Below are 17252 nucleotides of genomic sequence, written 5' to 3' on the forward strand. Positions count from 1 at the left end.
AAACTTTGCGTTATTCATCTTAATTGAACCGCCGTATACGGAACCGTACGTACGGTGGTGTGAGAGGTCGGGAGTTAATCACTCCCTCCTACTCGGTTTTTTTTTTTTTTTTTTTTTTTTTTTTTTTTTTTTTTTTTTTTACAGGGGGGACATAGATGGCATTACAAGTGGGAGAAAAAATTACATTTGAGCGTAAGTTTACAACAGAGGATGTTGAATTATTTACGAGGGTATCAAAAGATGAAGGGGTTCATCATATCACACCAGACGAACAGGGTCGGTTTGTCGTACATGGGCTTTTAACAGCAACGCTTCCAACGAAAGTTGGAGGTGATCATAACGTGTTAGCGCGTAAAATGGATTACGAATTTTTACGTCCAGTTTTTAGTGATGACACGATTCGTTGTGAAGTAATAATTGAACAGTATGAACCGGATGGAGAAAATCGTACGGCAATTACTGCAACATTTACGTGTACAAATCAACTTGAAAAAGAAGTGTTAAAGGGAAGCTTTTCAGGTATTATTCTATAACATTTAAAGGAGTTTACCATATGAAAACTGCAGAAATCCTATTTTTTGAGCGTCCATTTCCGAGTGCCAATAGTATTGTTATTCAAGATAATCAATCATTTTTAATTGATACCGGATTTGGTAGCGATATAGTTCGAACTGAGAAACTTTTAATCGAAGCAGGGATATCACCAAAACAGTTAAATGGCATTATTAACACTCACTATCATAGCGATCACGTTGGAGGAAATCATTATTTTCAGCGGCAATATAACCTACCGATTGCAGCACATCTTTGGGAAGGAAAAATGGTTAATCGTTGTGATTTCGAAACTTGTAGTGCCCACTATTTAGATCAACCAGTGGAACAATATGTTGTGCAACAGTTACTTGTAGATGAAGAAGAGATTCATACGGGTCATAGTGTTTTACAAGTTTTACATACACCAGGACATACATTAGGACATATTTCTTTATACGAGCCAAAACAGCAGATTTTAATTTGTGGCGATTTATTTCATCACAATGATGTTGGATGGTTAAATATTTTTCGAGAAGGTGCAAACAGTTTAGGACGCTCTTATGAAAGTCTAGAGCGACTCGCTAAACTTTCGATAAAAAAAGCATATCCTGGTCATGGGCGTGCGATCGACGACCCATTAGTAATGATTGATAAAGCAAGAGAACGCATTGAAAAATGGATGGAGTCACCAGAAAAAATGGCTTGGCATGCATGTAAACGAATTTTTTCCTTTACGCTAATGTTGAAAAATGGATTAACGAAGCAAGATATTGCGCCTTATTTACTCAGCTGTGGGTGGTTTTACGATTTTGCTGTTCACGCTTTTCACACTGAGCCAAAGGAATTCGTGCAACCATTGCTTGATGAAATGATTCGCTCAAAAGCTGCGATATGGGCACAAGACAAATTAATGGCGTCAGCACCATATGAAGAGCCAGATCCACAATGGATAGCAAACGATTGGAAACCAAATAATTGGATTAAATAAATTTGCAATTTTGTACGATAATGTTTTAAGAAATAGATGTAATCATTCAAAGAGATAAACTTGAAAGGGAGTTTACTCGTGAATATTACATCTTTTTTAATTTACTGTTTTATTATAATAATATAACAGGTGTGTTGATAAACCATTTTTATCCACCACGATTAATTAGAAAGCTCTGATTTCCGCTACGGGCTACTCGCTTTGTTGCTGACGCTTCGCTTTCGCACAGATAAAACATTTGTCGCTGACGCTTCGCTTTGCGACAGGAGCACTCGAGTAGCCTACGCTATAATCAGTTAAAAACTAGAATGTATCAGCGAAAATAGAAAAAAATCCTTTTATCGCTCAATTAAACTCTAAATTCATTGGCCAGTAGTTAAAGGTGGGGTTTAGTTGAAAAATATGAAACTATTTATCATTCACAGTCGTATAAAAAATTAAAAGCCAATGGATAAGAAAATCTACCATAAATATAAAAATACGGCTCATCACCAAAACGTGTGGTTGATTTCCGTTCCGACTGGGCGCTTTCCTGGGGGCGTCCGATGAGCCGCTTCACTCGCGTTGCTCGCTCCAGGGTCTCATCTGTGACGCTGATCCCCAAGGAGTCGCCCAGCCTCCACTCCAATCAACTTATATATAAGGCATAAATCTAAACAAATGTCATCCACTACTTTTGGTGATGATCCAAAATACAGTAGTCAATTTTGTAATGGCAGTTCGAAGAAACATCAGTAATTATAGAGGGAAGTGTGTTATGCAATTTGAAGGTGTAATGTTAGAATATCGTTTGCAAAAAGATAAAGACAAGTTTGAACCAATCTATTACTATACTAATATTGATTTACCACAAATTTTAACAAGAAGAGAATGTGAATTTTTTATTAAAGAAGGGAAGACCTATAAACAGCTGTCTTCTGCGATTGAGGGTGAGCTCTTCGTTATTTATGTACAATTATACGAAGAAACACCAATTGAAATGCCAGAACACGTACATGAAGGGATTAAACTTGAAATTCGTGAATTAAATGCCTATAAAAATTATCCGCTTATTACATTTGAATATATGACCAATCATTTAGATATTTTAAGCATTATTGGCAGCGTATATACATATATCGAAGGCAAGGAGTGGGAGCGGGACTCAGCTGAAATTGATGAAGACCAAGGTGTGTATGTTTTATATGTTAAGCCAACAGGATATACGCTTATCACATAGGGAGGGAATTTTTAGCATGAATAAGACTAAGAAAATGATGACAGGAGCATTGGCAGCTGCGGCTTTGTTAACGTTAACTGCTTGTGGGGAAGAAAGGGGATATGCAGAGCCAACTGGAACAGATTGCGATGATTGGGATTGGGATGATGAAACGGGTACGTATTATTGTGATGATCATCATTCCACTCATGCAGGTAGCTACTACTATGGTGGGAAATATTACGGAACAAAAAATTCATTACAAACAAGTGCTGACTATAAAACTTATAAAACGAATTACAAATCAGGGATAGGTAGTGGTTCAAAAGGCGGCTTTGGAGGGTAAAGATGAACCGATTTCGTGAGAATCGACAACAATTTTTTAGCCAGATAAAAGATTTTTGGCATGATATATATGGTATGGAATATGCTCTATTTGATATTAAGAGAGAAAGTGCTGAAACGATCAATAAGATTCGCCAGGCGACCGAACAGATTGGCCATATTTTTTATAAATCGGCTCCTTTGTTGCGGATGCTAGATGATGAGACGTTGTTGCGTCTTGGATTTCCAACTGAAACGCACTCTTTCATCCGTTTGCAAACACTCCCGGTAGAAAGTGTCATCGCTCGTTTAGATTTAGTAGTGACGGATGAACAAGTGAAATTGCTGGAAATAAACGCAGATACACCTACATTTATAAAAGAAACCTTTTTTGTGAATGGAAAAGTGTGTGAACAGTTTGAGCTGAAAAATCCAAACGACGGATGCGAAGATCAGTTAAAACAAGCAATGTTGAAAGCTGTAACGTCGTCGCTTCGTTCGATGGGAAGATCTGGAGCTAACAATATTGTTTTTGCAGCCCATTCGGAACATGAAGAGGATAAACTGACAACCATGTATTTAAAGGAACTCATGGGATTAAAAAGTCAGTATATGGACTTTCATCAATTACAACTTGTAGATGAGCCGATTTTAAAAAGTGAAGAAGTTGTTATAGCACAAGGTCTATATGATATACACGGAGAAAAAATCGATGTTTTATATCGACAAACGTATCCTATTGAACATTTAATACATGATGTAGATCCTATAACGAAAGACAAAGTAGGTCAATCGTTAATGAAACTAGTGGAACAACAACAACTAGCCGTTGTGAATCCTCCTTCTGCTTTTTTACTACAATCCAAGGCAATAATGGCGCTTATATGGGGGCTTCATGAGGAGCAACATTCTTTTTATACGCCTCAAGAACATAACGCAATACATAAATACTTTTTACCAACCTACCTAGATTCAGATGTTTTTTTACAACAGGGACAAAGTTTTGTGAAAAAGCCTACATTTGGTCGTGAAGGAGACACTGTCGAAATTTTTTCAAATACAGGTAAAAAAATTGCGGAAGATTTTCATAAAACATATAAAGATGAACTTTCTGTTTATCAACAGTTTATCGAGCTACCACAAACGATTATTCAAACAGAACAAGGACCCAAACGAGCGCATTATATGTATGGTAGCTTTTATATTAATGGTCAGGCAAGTGCAATTGGCATTCGCGCAGGGGGACAAATTACAGATAACGGATCTTATTTTTTACCAATAGGCTATTAGAAAATGGTAAGAATTTTCTGATATAAAAGGAGAGTGTATGGAATGGGATTTTTCTCAGCAGATAGTTTTTTAAATTTTTTATTATATACAGGAACCGGATTTATTCTCATTTTGATTGGTATTGTTGCATTTGCTTTTACAACAAAATTTTCAGAGTGGAACTTAATTAAAGAAGGCAATATGGCTGTTGCATTAAAGCTATGGGGAAAAGTGATTGGATTAGGCATCACATTATATACAGTATGGTCTTCAAGTGTTCATATACTGGATGCTATTATTTGGGGGTTAATCGGAATTGTCACACAAGTAGTTGTGTATTTGATTATTGAATACGTGTTAACACCCAAAACAAGCTTGGAGAAAAAAGTGGAAGAAGGAAATACTGCAGTAGGATTCAGCTTATTTGCAGTGGGCATTACGGTAGGATTAATTATTGCAGGAAGTTTGTCATATTAATAAAGTATATTTGAGAGAATTATAATAAAACATTAGAGAGAGCATGTTAAGTGAAAAAACATGCTCTCTCTTTATGTGATCTGTCCATAGTAAAAACTCTACAATAGCACATGATCTAGCGTGTTGATTAGGAAAACATAGGTTTATTATGTCCTCAATGGACAGTTCTTACAATATGGAATATCCGCTTTTGTATTTACTTGATAGTATCGGCAACATGTTTTTCGAACTGGTACTTCACTCCATGTCTCTTTTCGCTGAAGAAAAGTTTGCAAAGGATTTTGTTCCATACCTATCCAACTAGTTTCAGCACATGTAAGTTCATTAAAATGTTCATTTAATTCATTTAAAGTATATGATTCTTCATTTTTACGAAGAGTTGCAAGTAGCCTTACAGCGATATTTTCCCATAGGATCTTTAAGGAAATTTTACATTCTTCGCTGATGATGGTAATCATTGGTGTTAAATGTTGAGCGAAAATGCGATTTTTCCAACAGTCATCAAAAAGTGCTGTTGGATTTTCTTCAATTAGCAATTTATATGATGTTACATCAAGTCGAGCTGTAGACCACCAATCCATTTTTTTCTTTTGTAGTCCATAATAATCCAGACTCGAAGCTGCTACTAAAACAGCATAACGTTTTAAAAATAGAGAACCTGCTACAGCTAAGGAAGGAGTATTCAAATGATTTCCATACTGTTTAATGATTGGTAGTAAAGTATCCTTATTTAATAATTGATGTAAAGGAATACCTTGAGGTGAGGGGTGCTTTTCCACGCCATAAGGCTCTAAATTCATTTTATATACCTTCCTTTTCCTTTCGGGATACATAATGGAGTTCCAAAGAAAGGATCCTCCGATACTGCTACTTCCATACCAAATACTTCTTGAACCATTTCTACTGTGACAATATTCTCTGGAGGGCCTTGTACAGCCACTGTTTGGTGATGAATGGCAACTAAATGGTCTGCATAGCGACAAGCGAGATTCAAATCATGCAAAACCATAACAATTGTTCGTTGTTCAGAGCGATTTAATTCAAACAAAAAATCTAATACTTCAATTTGATGAGTCATATCCAAATAAGTAGTTGGTTCATCTAATAACAAAATGGGTGTTTCTTGTGCGAGTGTCATGGCAATCCATGCGCGCTGGCGTTGTCCCCCAGATAACGAATCAACTGCACGGTCCTTATGTAGTTGGAGCTGTGTGGCGGCTATTGCTCTTTCCACCAGATCTTCATCCTTTTCTGACCACTGTTGAAACCATCGTTGGTGAGGATAACGCCCTTGTTTGACTAATTGTTGTACTGTGATACCTTCAGGTGCTAGGGGACCTTGAGGTAATATCGCTAATTGTTGTGCTATTTCTTTAGAAGATAAAGATTGCAACTTTTGTTCATCTATTAATACATCGCCTGTCTGTGGCTTCAATAAACGAGCAAGTGATCGTAAAAGTGTTGATTTACCGCTTCCATTCGCACCGACAAGAACAGTAATTTTCCCTGCCGGAATCTGAAAGCTCAAATCTTGAATCACTGAATAGTCACCGTATTGTAATGATAAATTTTTCGTCTGTAATCCAAGCATGTTTCATCCTCCTATCGATGCCGATTTTGAAATAATAAATAAATAAAGAAGGGAGCTCCTATTGCAGCAGTGAATACGCCTGCTGGAATATCAAGTGGTAAAAACAATGATCGTGCTATTAAATCTGCTGACATAACAATAAATGCCCCAACAAGTGCTGTTACAGGAACAAGCCCAATAAAGGATTTACCAACTAACCGTCTTGCAATATGAGGTGCCATGAGTCCAACAAATTCAATACCACCTGCAAATGCTGCTGCTGTCCCCGCAAATACTACACTACACATTAAAAATAAAAAGCGTTGCCTTTGTACATTGATCCCCATACTAGTAGAAATATCATCACCTAACTCTGCTACATTTAAACTTCTTCCCCAGATTAATAGGACGGGTAAAGGGATCAGAAGCCATAGACTCATCGCCAACACATCGCTCATATTTGCTCCATATAAACTACCTGTTAACCATATGTAAGCCTTTGTTGTAGTAGCTGTTTCACTTAAGACAAGAAAGAATGTAATGCTCGCTTTTAAAATAGCAGATATACCAATACCAATTAATACAAGTCGAATAGGGGTAACTCCGTTATTCCAAGAGATGATGTAAATTAGCATTGCTGCACAAATACCTCCGACAATCGCAGCAAGCGGTAAGAACTTCATACTGACTATGCCAGTCCCAAAAATAATAAATAATACAGCACCTAATGAAGCACCACTAGTGATACCAATAATATCTGGTGAAGCTAATGGATTACGTACTAGATTTTGCAAAATAAGACCTGCTATACCTAATGAAGCACCTACTAACATCGCTAATAATACTCGTGGTAATCGCAGCGTCTCTACTACGTAACTATGTTGGTCAATGTATCCTGTCAATTCTAAAAATACGTCCACAATGGGAATCCAGTTACTCCCTATTGAAAGGCTTAAAACAAATAAAGTTCCGACAACCAAAAAGCACACGAACATGATGAGTAACCATCTTAGCGACAGTTGAAAAGATACTTTTCCATTCGATAGTCGAAATGTCCAATGTTTCATTGTTTAGACACTCCTTTTCTAGCTAAGTAAATAAAGAACGGTCCACCGATTAAGGCTGTCATTACACCAATAGGTACTTCTTGAGGAGCAATGATAAAGCGTGCCACTACATCGGCTGCTAAAAGTAGTGCTGCTCCTAGAAGTGCCCCATATGGTATCATCCAACGATAATCCATACCAACAAGACCTTTTGCCATATGAGGTACAATGAGTCCTATAAATCCTACAGATCCGACAATTGCAACAGAGCCACCTGCTAGAATAATTATGAGAACGCCCATCACCACTTTAAGTAAACCTACATTTTGCCCTAGACTTTTCGCAACATCATCACCGGAACTAAAAATGTTCATTGCTTTTCCTATAAATAAGCTAATTATTAAGGCTAAAAGGATGTAAGGTAATACTGGCAATAACATATCCAAATCTCTTCCAGCAACAGAACCTGACATCCAAAAAAGGACTGTTTGAATGGATTGCTCATCTATGACTAGTAGACCTTGTGTTAAGGATATAAATAATGCGGATAAAGCAGTACCAGCTAAGATTACTTTTATAGGTGTCATACCGTCTCTTCCTATACTACTTAAGAAAAATACAAGTACACCGGCAACAGTAGCCCCTAAAAATGCAAACCACATATAGTGCATTAACGACTGGACATCAAACCAAGTAATAGCAAGTACGATAAAAAAAATAGCGCCTGAATTGACTCCAACTAAGTCCGGTGCTGCTAACGGATTACGTGTTAACGTTTGGACAAATATACCGGCAATCGCTAAATTCATACCGATTACTAAAGCGATAATAGCCCTTGTTAAACGTGACGTACCAATAATCATATGATCTGTATTATCCGGGTTATAATTCGTAATCGCTTCCCATGTTGTGGAGAATGGGATGGTTGTTTGTCCAAATGCAAGGCTAGAGAAAAACAAAACGATTACGATCCCTAGAAGTACAATCAATCCAAGTGTTCTTGAGAGAGTTGCTTGTAACATTATGTATCCTCTTCTTTCACAGAAAAAAGGGAAGCGAATTGCGTTCCCTTTGTTTCATCCTATTTTTCAAGTTCAAAATGCTCATATAGATTATCTAACATTAGGTTAGCCGCTTGTAAGCCACCACCAAAATTCCAAATAATCTCATCAACTGTATACACTTGATTATTTTTCACAGCATCTAAGTTTTTGTATAAAGGATGTGCTGTCCATTCTTCATGTGTCTTTTTCACAGCTGCATTATCCTCCATGAATTGGAAGATAACATCGGCGTTCATTTGTGGAATACCTTCTTTATCTGTTAATTTTACAATTTCTAAATTCTCACCTTGTAAATCTTTCGGACCTTTAAAGCCTAATTCATTTAAAATAGAACCAGCAAAGCCTGTCACATAAATACGAGCGTGGTCTTCACGGTAGTTTAAGACAGCTGCACTTAATGGCCAGTTCTCAGTAGAGGCTACTTTAGTTTTAAAGTCTGCCACGCGTGCCTCCCAATCTCCAATCAATGATTTTGCTTGTTCTTCTTGACCTAACGCTTGACCAATTATTGTAGCTGTCTCTTTGAAATCATAAATAGTAGTATTTACAACAGTTGGCGCAATTTGTGATAACTGATCATAAATTTCTTCATGACGAATTTGAGTTGCAATAATTAAATCTGGTTTTAACGCTGCAATTTCCTCTAAATTTGGTTGTGTTTCTTGACCAACAAACTTTGTATCCTTTAAGTCATCTTTTATGTAATTATACATTGGTGCTTGAGCCCAAGATTCTACTACTCCAACTGGTGTAACACCGAATTCTAAAATTGTATCTGTTGCACCTTGATAAAGTGTGACAACACGTTTTGGTGTACCTTCAATTGTCGTTGTACCAAGAGCATGTTTAATTTCTCGTGTTGTTGACTGTTCTTCGGTTTTTTTCTCCGAAGTCTCTTTTTCTTTGTTGTCTGATGCTTTATCTCCACATGCAGCTAATACAAATAGCGCTGCAAATATTGTGAAGAATAAAAGAAAATGCTTTTTATTCATCTTTTCTACTCCTTGTAATTAATAATGATTTTCAATCTCAGTTAGAATTGTATTATATAAAAAATACAAAAACAAGAAAAATTTTTAATTTTGATTATTTTAATTTGTTTTACTTTGGACCACTCTTTATTTAACTTCGTGTTGTTGTTGCTGTCGCTACGTTGACACTGCGCTTTCGCACAAAAAACATCTGCCGCTGCCGCTCCGCTTTCGCGCAGATAAAACCCTGTTGCTGTCGCTACGTTGGCACTGCGCTTTCGCACAAAAAACATCTGCCGCTTTCGCGCAGATAAAACCCTGTTGCCGCTGCCGCTCCGCTTTCGCGCAGATAAAACCCTGTTGCCGCTGCCGCTCCGCACAGAAAACATCTGTGGATCTAAAGCTTCGGCGGACGCTCAGAAGTAATTGGCTCTGCACATCTTGTAGCAATTAGTACACCACAAGATATTGTGAATCAGATTGTAACTTTTTATGATAAGGAAGCATGGGATGGCTTTATCGCTGTGCCAGGTGGTCCTGCAAAATCTTTAGATTTATGCTTTAGCGATGTTATTCCGAGCTGATTATGAGGGGTGCACATTTCGTTCACACTTAGGATTAGATGCATAATTACCAATTGAAACAACTAATAGGAGCAAAGGGTATGAAAAGATCCAGGTGTTACGGATAAACACGCTTTGTCCTTTTGTTATTTTTAACTTCATTCAGCAACTGAAGGACTGCACCTAAACTAAACGAACGGAGCGGGTTAGTGTGAATAAAAAGTGAATTAGTCCATTATTATGTGTATTATATTAACTGCATAAATCAGTTGTACAGAGGTAATAAAGTTGTTTGATTTGCAATTATTTTGCGGTAATGAAATTAAATATCAAATAAAGGAAATATCTTCTTGACTGTTGAATATTAGTCTAGAATCATAATTAACTATTCCCGATGAGGAGGATTCTTGTGCGTCCACGACCATTATTTATTGAAAATCCAGAGTATGCTAGGTATGTTAGTCTTGTGCCAGATGGAGATATTGAAGAAATACTTAGTAAGCAACGAACTAAGACCATTACCTTCTTGAGCAGCATATCAGAGGAGTCAGCAAGGAAGGCGTACGCACCAGGGAAATGGACTTTAAAAGAAGTAATTGGGCATATGACCGACGTGGAACGTGTGATGTCGTATCGAATGCTTGCCATTGCACGAAATGAAAGTGCGCCACTCCCAGCAATGGATCAGAATCAATACGTTTCTGCGGCAAACTTCAACAAATTATCCTGGGAGCAGCTACTAGCTGGTTTAGACACGGTACGCTCCAACACGTTAAGTCTTATTTCAACCATTGATGATGCAGTATGGGATCGTAATGGAACTGTAATGAACAGCCCAGTTTCGATAGGTACCTTTGCATATGGCATTGTCGGGCACGAGTTACACCATTTGAACGTGATTAGTGATAAATACTTATAAGTCTTTCTCTATAAATTAAAAAACCTAATTTCTCATTTAATGCTGAGAAATTAGGTTTTTTAATATTGAAACTTCCTTTACGTTGTAAATCCGCATTTTCCTGACGCTACTGTACAGAGATAATAATGTTTAATTTACAATAAAGTCATTAAAAATAATAATGTTGTTTAAAAATCCTTATGTCACTCCCATGAAAGAACTTAATCATCTTTCATTTTCTGTGGTGAAGTGCTGTTTATTGCGCTACATGGATGGCTAATGGGGCAGAATAATGAAATTAAGTTAAAAATTGCCAAATTCAATTTTAATATCGAGGAATTACGCTATTTAGAATTAGAATTTCCCTAACATTGTAATTCCGCATTTTCTTAAACTACATCAAGTAGTATGTGTAAAATATCGCTTAAAAAAGTGCAAAATACCTCCTGAAGCAACCCGTCCTAGATTAGAACGGGTTAACTTTACTGAGATTATAAAATTAAATAGCTATATTGTCACTTTATATTACTTCATCTGGTGGTTGTGTCTTTCTCCACCCATAAAACTGCATAACGTCTTTTGATCATATAAATCATCTCAATTCCCACCTTTCATGTTTTTTAGTTAACAAAATTAATATTGACGAATACGAATATAATTTTCTACTTTTCTTCGGTTCTCTTCAAAGATTTTTTTCACATTTTCATTATGAAGTGCTTCCTCAAGAGAGATCTCACGTTTTGTAATAGTTATCGTGAGAGCAAAAATGTTTAATATCATTTATTATCACCTCCTTAAATTACCATGAAAAATGAAAAAAACCGTAGAGAGACTCCCCTACGGTGAAAAAAGGCACAAAAATACCGCAGGGGCACACTTCTCCCTGCGGTATGGGTCTGCTTAATTACAAAAAAAACCTTAAGCGATCCATTCCGATCTGGTCGAATGTGTGATTTTCATTTTTAATGAAGTTGTAACTACCAATGACATCAATTTAACGATAACGATCATTTCATTCGACCTCCTTAAGAATTTTTTGTTTACTTTATAAGTATATCCATCTTTAAGTTGTTTGTAAACATCTTTTACTAAGTTTTACTTATTGTGTTAATGACTAGAAAAACTCTTTGCTGCTTTACATTGTTAGTTACCTGATTTTTTCGGAGTAGCAAATAGAAGATATAGAAGACTTAAAGCCAAAAAACATAATACTAATTCAGCGGAAACAAACAATAAGTAATATATAGTAACTGAAGCTGTCACAAAAGTAAAATTCTGCTAAGAGCTTTTGTAACGGCTTTTTTATTTGTAAGGTGTTGAATTTAAAAGGCAGTAATGATAAGGGTTTATTCTTTATCGTTACTGCCTAATTCGTGTAGCGTTTTATTCAAGCAACTTAAGATATATTTTTTCTGTCTAGAAAGGTTGGGATGTTTTATGAAAAAACGGATTCGGATTGCTGAAGATAAACGATTATCAGAATGGACTTGAAAATGATGCTTCGGAATCATGGTTATGAGATTGTCGGAGAAGGAGGAGATGGAGATCGAGCGATTGAACCCGCTTTTAAGCTAAAACCAGATCTTGTATTAATGGATATTGAAATGCCAAAAATCAATGGTTTAAAAGCAAGTGGGGTGATTGGTCGTCAGCTGGATATCCCAGTGTTGTTGATTACTGCATATAGCCAAAAAGAATTTGTAGAAAAGTCTAAGCAAGATAATATAAGGGGTTATCTAGTTGAACCGGTTTCTGAAGCTAGCTTAATCCCAGCAGTCATCATTGCGCTTCAATAAGCAAGAGGACACAGACGCTAAAACAATCTTTACAACTTACACAAGAACAAATTCAAAAGATGATTGAGCAAGCAAAAGGGCAAGATAATAGAAAGTATAAATAATCGAGCGATAGTATACTGATAACCAATTTCACAAAAGAAAAATCCCGAATAGACCACTTTTTAAGTGTCCGCTATTCGGGATTTTTCAAAGAAACTAATGATGATTATTTTACTTTATAATGTGAATTTTTTAAGCTCTACAGACAATGTATTTGTCATTTCTTGAAGGTCAGAAACCTTTTTACTAATTTTCTCGAATGACAGTAGCTGTTCTTGAGTAGAGGCGGATATTTCTTCTGTGCCAGCTGCTGTTTCTTCGGTAATTGCTGAAATGTTTTCAATTGTACTGTTCATTTGCTGACTCATTGCAGTTGTTTGCACCATATCTTTAGTAAGGTGCTGTAACTGATCATTAATGTCTAAAACATGGGCTACAATCGCCTCAAATGACTTTTCTGTATCGGTCATCGATTGTAATTGTTCGTTAGAAAGCTGATGTCCATGCTCAGCAGTAGAAAGAATAAGCATAATGCCATCTTCTATATGGGTAACCATAGAAGAGATGAGAGTAGTTGCTTTTTCTGTTTCAAATGACAGTTTCTTGACTTCTTGTGCCACAATGGCAAATCCTTTTCCGGCTTCTCCAGCACGTGCAGCCTCGATTGCAGCATTTAATGCCAAAAGATTTGTTTGTTCAGCAATCGTGTGAACTACATTAGCTGCGCCTTCAATTTCTGTTGTAAATTGAGAAAATTGAGTAACAGCCTCTTTAATGTTAATTGATGTGGATGAAATATCCTTCGCGATGGAGGATTGCTTTTCTAAGGAACTACGGCCATTTTGAACAGCAGCAAGTGCCAGTTTACTGTTTGCCGCCGATTGTTCGCTTGTCTGTTGAACAGTAGTAAATTGATCTGTCATCGTATTCATAAGGATAGCCGTTGATTGGATATCTTCTGAAATTGTTAGGCTTCCTTTCGCCAATTCGTCCGTTGATGAAGCAATTTGTTTACTTCCGGCATTAACGGTTTCAATATAGCTCGTCACATCTTTTGTAAATAGGCTAACATTTTTAGCTACATCGTCAATGGAATGTACTGTGCTTTTTAGATTGTCAATCATTATGGAAAAGTTCTCAGTCAGTTGATCAACTTCATTTCGACTGCCCTGCTTATAGGATAGGGAAGATGTATCTATTGTTAGATTCCCTGCGGCCACTAATTGTGCACAATCCACAATTTGATTAATCGGATTTGTAATTCTTTTCGCTACAACATATGAAAAAATGGATGTAACTATAAGTAATAGAATACTTCCTACGATTGTAGTCGTGGTAATAAAAGTAATTTTTTGCTCAGTCTTTTGATTTATTTCTTTATACCATTCATTTGTTTCTTTTTTCAGTAAATGCATATCATTTAGAATGCCAGAAATTCTTATTGCTTGTTTTTTTATTTCAGGACGGTTGTTCGCAAGAAAACCTGTCTCTGTAGCTTTTGCTAGTTCTATGTATTTACCTTCGATTTTTTTGATAATGGCCTTATGTTCAGGTACCTTGGCAACAGAAGAAAGTGCTTTTAAATTCGCATCTGTTACTTTCAAATTTGCCAGAGCTTCATTTTTATTGGCCTCACTGTCTAAATAAGTGTAATTGTTTAATGATAGACTTGTTACAACTAAACTTTGTTCAAGTTCTTTTACTGCAAGCAAAAGTGCTGTATCATCTTGTGCAGTTGTTTGAATATCAGATGTTTGAACGATAATAAAGCCAATCATAGCCATTGCAAGCGCAATTGGAATAAGGATGTTCATAAATAATCTTTTTCGTAACGTCACTGGCTATTCTCCTTTTCTGCGGTAACTTTTATTTTACCTGAGACAATATCTTCTTCGGCTTGTTCAATGGCAGCCTGCTGTTCAGATGTTAATTTGATAATACGGATATCTGCAAGTCCGACTCCATTATCAGCTAGACCGAATGAAAATGATTTTTCGGAAATTTGCCCTTCCTCAACTAATGTTTTACACATGTTAAAAACAGCTTGGTCGACATTTTTTAACATAGAAGTTACGACAGTTTTTTCTGCAATGTAAAATTGATCTATATCTACACCCGCTGCATAAACACCCATTTCTTCAGCCTTTTTAATGGCGCCAAAGCCTGTGAATCCCGCTGCATGATAAATAAAATCTACTTTGTTCTTTATGTAACGTTCTGCGATTGCGGCACCTGCCTCGGTATCATCAAATGAGCCGGCATATTCACTAATAATTTCGATATTTGGATTATAATATTTAGCTCCCTCAATAAAGCCGTTTTCAAAGTGATGGATAACCGGAACATCTGCACCACCAATAAATCCTATTTTTCCAGTTTTACTCGTCATTGCAGCAACCATTCCAAGCAAAAAGCTTCCTTCCTGCTCTTTAAATGTTATTGAAATGATATTTTCAACTTCTGATTGCGCATCGATAAGGATGAATTGTTGATCTGGATGTTGTTTTGCTGTCTTTTCCAATGCTTCCTGTACAGAGAAGCCAAGACCAATAATGACGTTATAATTTTCTGAGACAAGTTCTTCAAGCTTCTCTTCGTAATTGCCATCAGGTGCCTCTTTATAATCAAACAAAATACCTAGCTCATCACGTGCTTTCTCAAGCCCTTTAAAAGCGGAGTCATTAAACGACTCATCACCAAGACCAGCATCTGAAAGCAGGATCCCTATTTTATATTCTTCTTTCGATTTTTCTGTCTGAGCCGTTGAGCAGCCAGTTAATAACAAAGCTATCAAACAAAAGCCAATCATTAATTTTTTCAATAGTAGTACCCCCAGTTGTTGTATCATGCATATCGGTAATAAGTGTTATTTTGTCTGATGTCAGACGATATTTTTTGAATTCAACTAGTAAACTTGTACAATCTACAGATTTACAATAAAAAAATAAAAATCTATAATACCAATAAAGTAAGTAAATTATTCATTTTACCATTAAATACTATCAGATTTTTTACATTTTACTACAGGAAAAAGGGTTCAAATTGTCCTGAATATTTCTAAATTACTAAGTATTTAGTCTGTTATGCAATGAATTTTCTCTATTTATATAGTGGGAAAAGTAGGGGGTATCGCTATATAAGTACTATTGGCATATTAAAAAAGCCTCGCAAATTCTTAGCGAGGCCCACAGTTTTATAGTAATGAATTAAACCAAAGCAAATTATTTTAATAAAATTTCGATTTTATTCTGCTTTACATAGCCGAATTTAAACATAAATTTGATAAATTATCAGAATTATATGAAATAACAACAAATTCTGATTTTTGTTGTTTTGAAAATTAGCATAGGATGTTAATAACCACTATAAATAAAAACAAGTATTGTTACGGTCATTATATCGATTGCTAGCGGTCATGGATTCAAAAGGAAATGAAATCCATAATCTTAGCTGCTAATAAAAAGCGAGTGGTTCAAAATTGTTGTTTTCCGCATTAGTCTAATAGCAAATAAATTCTAAGTAAATGATACTATCAATTATCTGTTAACTATGTTGAAGAATCAAATTACTTAGACCATTACCGTAATATATGGTGTTGTAAATATAAGAAGTTTATTTATATTAATCTGAAATACAAGCAAGGGGGGAGAGGTTAATATTAATTATATAGTGGTCAATGTTTCATGTTTTGTTATTTATTATCCAATTGTTACTATTATTCACGAAATTGGTCATGCAATTTTTGTAAAGATATTCGGTGGAAAAATTATTTATATCGGATTTGGCGAGGGTGACTCATTACTTGAATATAAGAAATTCAAAATAAGTAAAAGAGAATGGTTTTCAGGGCGGATTTATTTTGAGTTTAAAAATAAAATAACTACTCAAAAAATGATTCTACTATATTTAGGGGGTCCATTAATTAATATATTGTCGGCGACCTTGATTTGGATATTTGGTAATACTGAATGGGCAGACTTATATAGAGGATATATTATCTTTTCGTACTTAATTGGAATTGTCTCTTTAGTTCCGTTTAAATTTAATAGTGGCATGAAAAGTGATGGTTTACAGATATTAAATCTAATGTCAGGACGTGATATTAATGAAAGAAGTAATGAATTTAAATGAATGTTAGATGGTTAACAATAAGAAAATTAATAATGAGTTTTTTAGCCCTCGATGATTCTAATAAGAATTATCAAGGGCTTTCTACCGTGATTGTGGTTTTAAAATGTTGAAAAAATAAATTTTCGCTAAGGGCATTGATGATAAAATCAATGCTATTTACAGTTCGGTTAGTTCAATGGAGTGTATCATTGACTCAATATAGCGTTCTTCGATTTTATTTTGCTTTAATAGTAGAATTGCAACTAAATGAAAATTTAATTTCCAAGTATTCACAAAATTTGAGAGTTTTGGCTCATCACCAAAAGTTGTGGGTGACATTTGTTAAGACGTATGCCTTGTATATAAGTTGATTGGAGTGGAGACTGGGCGACTCCTTGGGGA

General features: G+C 35.8%; 19 protein-coding genes and 1 pseudogene. 10 read left to right on the plus strand and 10 right to left on the minus strand.

The window, feature by feature from the left end:
* The first annotated feature begins 155 nt into the window (after positions 1 to 155).
* Both ACVWXS_RS24505 and ACVWXS_RS24510 read left to right on the plus strand, forming a co-directional pair.
* Positions 156 to 533: an enoyl-CoA hydratase gene (locus ACVWXS_RS24505; protein WP_456960512.1), complete on the plus strand. Its 378-nt coding sequence runs from the start codon at positions 156 to 158 to the stop codon at positions 531 to 533.
* A 20-nt stretch (positions 534 to 553) separates the two neighbouring features.
* A complete protein-coding gene (locus tag ACVWXS_RS24510) occupies positions 554 to 1522 on the plus strand; it encodes an MBL fold metallo-hydrolase (protein ID WP_374963111.1) in 969 nt (322 codons plus the stop codon).
* A gap of 415 nt (positions 1523 to 1937) precedes the next feature.
* Here ACVWXS_RS24510 and ACVWXS_RS24515 read toward each other — a convergent pair whose 3' ends face one another.
* Positions 1938 to 2150, minus strand: a complete 213-nt coding sequence (locus ACVWXS_RS24515) for a hypothetical protein (protein ID WP_456960513.1) — start codon at positions 2148 to 2150, stop codon at positions 1938 to 1940.
* A 129-nt stretch (positions 2151 to 2279) separates the two neighbouring features.
* Between ACVWXS_RS24515 and ACVWXS_RS24520 the strand changes: the two genes are divergently transcribed.
* The 4 genes from ACVWXS_RS24520 to ACVWXS_RS24535 are packed head-to-tail and all read left to right on the plus strand — an operon-like array spanning position 2280 to position 4790.
* Positions 2280 to 2741 (plus strand): hypothetical protein, encoded by a 462-nt coding sequence (locus ACVWXS_RS24520; RefSeq protein ID WP_456960514.1) that lies wholly within the window; start codon positions 2280 to 2282, stop codon positions 2739 to 2741.
* A 16-nt stretch (positions 2742 to 2757) separates the two neighbouring features.
* On the plus strand, positions 2758 to 3066 hold the full coding sequence (locus ACVWXS_RS24525; RefSeq protein WP_456960515.1) for a hypothetical protein: 309 nt from the start codon (positions 2758 to 2760) through the stop codon (positions 3064 to 3066).
* A 2-nt stretch (positions 3067 to 3068) separates the two neighbouring features.
* On the plus strand, positions 3069 to 4334 hold the full coding sequence (locus ACVWXS_RS24530; protein WP_456960516.1) for a glutathionylspermidine synthase family protein: 1266 nt from the start codon (positions 3069 to 3071) through the stop codon (positions 4332 to 4334).
* 42 nt (positions 4335 to 4376) lie between these two features.
* Complete coding sequence (locus ACVWXS_RS24535) at positions 4377 to 4790, plus strand: DUF350 domain-containing protein (protein ID WP_427420000.1); 414 nt, start codon at positions 4377 to 4379, stop codon at positions 4788 to 4790.
* A 146-nt stretch (positions 4791 to 4936) separates the two neighbouring features.
* On the opposite strand, the gene ACVWXS_RS24540 is transcribed toward ACVWXS_RS24535, so the two are convergent.
* The 6 genes from ACVWXS_RS24540 to ACVWXS_RS24565 all read right to left on the minus strand — a co-directional run bounded on the left by ACVWXS_RS24540 (position 4937) and on the right by ACVWXS_RS24565 (position 9891).
* Positions 4937 to 5590 (minus strand): IucA/IucC family C-terminal-domain containing protein, encoded by a 654-nt coding sequence (locus ACVWXS_RS24540; protein WP_456960517.1) that lies wholly within the window; start codon positions 5588 to 5590, stop codon positions 4937 to 4939.
* Positions 5587 to 6381, minus strand: coding sequence for an ABC transporter ATP-binding protein (locus ACVWXS_RS24545; protein WP_374963101.1), 795 nt, complete (start codon positions 6379 to 6381; stop codon positions 5587 to 5589). Before ACVWXS_RS24545 ends, ACVWXS_RS24540 begins: the two co-directional genes overlap by 4 nt.
* 11 nt (positions 6382 to 6392) lie before the next feature.
* Positions 6393 to 7427 carry a FecCD family ABC transporter permease gene (locus ACVWXS_RS24550; protein WP_456960518.1) on the minus strand — a complete coding sequence of 345 codons (1035 nt, stop codon included), beginning with the start codon at positions 7425 to 7427 and terminating at the stop codon, positions 6393 to 6395.
* On the minus strand, positions 7424 to 8428 hold the full coding sequence (locus ACVWXS_RS24555) for a FecCD family ABC transporter permease (protein WP_427420003.1): 1005 nt from the start codon (positions 8426 to 8428) through the stop codon (positions 7424 to 7426). Before ACVWXS_RS24555 ends, ACVWXS_RS24550 begins: the two co-directional genes overlap by 4 nt.
* A 59-nt stretch (positions 8429 to 8487) precedes the next feature.
* Complete coding sequence (locus tag ACVWXS_RS24560; protein WP_423472588.1) at positions 8488 to 9462, minus strand: ABC transporter substrate-binding protein; 975 nt, start codon at positions 9460 to 9462, stop codon at positions 8488 to 8490.
* Positions 9463 to 9618: 156 nt separating this feature from the next.
* The gene (locus ACVWXS_RS24565) at positions 9619 to 9891 is read right to left on the minus strand and encodes a hypothetical protein (protein ID WP_456960519.1); all 273 of its coding nucleotides are present in this window, start codon (positions 9889 to 9891) and stop codon (positions 9619 to 9621) included.
* Between ACVWXS_RS24565 and ACVWXS_RS24570 the strand changes: the two are divergent.
* Positions 9855 to 10019 (plus strand): annotated as a pseudogene (locus tag ACVWXS_RS24570) (LLM class flavin-dependent oxidoreductase); the annotation flags it as partial. The gene ACVWXS_RS24565 and the pseudogene ACVWXS_RS24570 overlap by 37 nt on opposite strands.
* A 394-nt stretch (positions 10020 to 10413) precedes the next feature.
* Positions 10414 to 10923 (plus strand): DinB family protein, encoded by a 510-nt coding sequence (locus ACVWXS_RS24575; RefSeq protein WP_456960520.1) that lies wholly within the window; start codon positions 10414 to 10416, stop codon positions 10921 to 10923.
* A 612-nt stretch (positions 10924 to 11535) separates the two neighbouring features.
* Here the strand turns inward: ACVWXS_RS24575 and ACVWXS_RS24580 are convergent.
* Entirely contained in the window at positions 11536 to 11682 is a 147-nt protein-coding gene (locus tag ACVWXS_RS24580) for a YrzI family small protein (protein WP_368635128.1), read from the minus strand.
* Between the two features lie 716 nt (positions 11683 to 12398).
* Between ACVWXS_RS24580 and ACVWXS_RS24585 the strand changes: the two genes are divergently transcribed.
* Complete coding sequence (locus ACVWXS_RS24585) at positions 12399 to 12698, plus strand: response regulator (protein WP_456960521.1); 300 nt, start codon at positions 12399 to 12401, stop codon at positions 12696 to 12698.
* 218 nt (positions 12699 to 12916) lie between these two features.
* Here ACVWXS_RS24585 and ACVWXS_RS24590 read toward each other — a convergent pair whose 3' ends face one another.
* Both ACVWXS_RS24590 and ACVWXS_RS24595 read right to left on the minus strand, forming a co-directional pair.
* Complete coding sequence (locus ACVWXS_RS24590) at positions 12917 to 14578, minus strand: methyl-accepting chemotaxis protein (RefSeq protein WP_456960522.1); 1662 nt, start codon at positions 14576 to 14578, stop codon at positions 12917 to 12919.
* Positions 14575 to 15561, minus strand: coding sequence for a BMP family lipoprotein (locus ACVWXS_RS24595; protein WP_068982905.1), 987 nt, complete (start codon positions 15559 to 15561; stop codon positions 14575 to 14577). Before ACVWXS_RS24595 ends, ACVWXS_RS24590 begins: the two co-directional genes overlap by 4 nt.
* Before the next feature lie 848 nt (positions 15562 to 16409).
* Between ACVWXS_RS24595 and ACVWXS_RS24600 the strand changes: the two genes are divergently transcribed.
* On the plus strand, positions 16410 to 16871 hold the full coding sequence (locus tag ACVWXS_RS24600) for a hypothetical protein (RefSeq protein ID WP_456960523.1): 462 nt from the start codon (positions 16410 to 16412) through the stop codon (positions 16869 to 16871).
* The last annotated feature ends 381 nt before the right edge of the window (positions 16872 to 17252 follow it).

Source organism: Lysinibacillus sp. TE18511, from assembly GCF_054062295.1.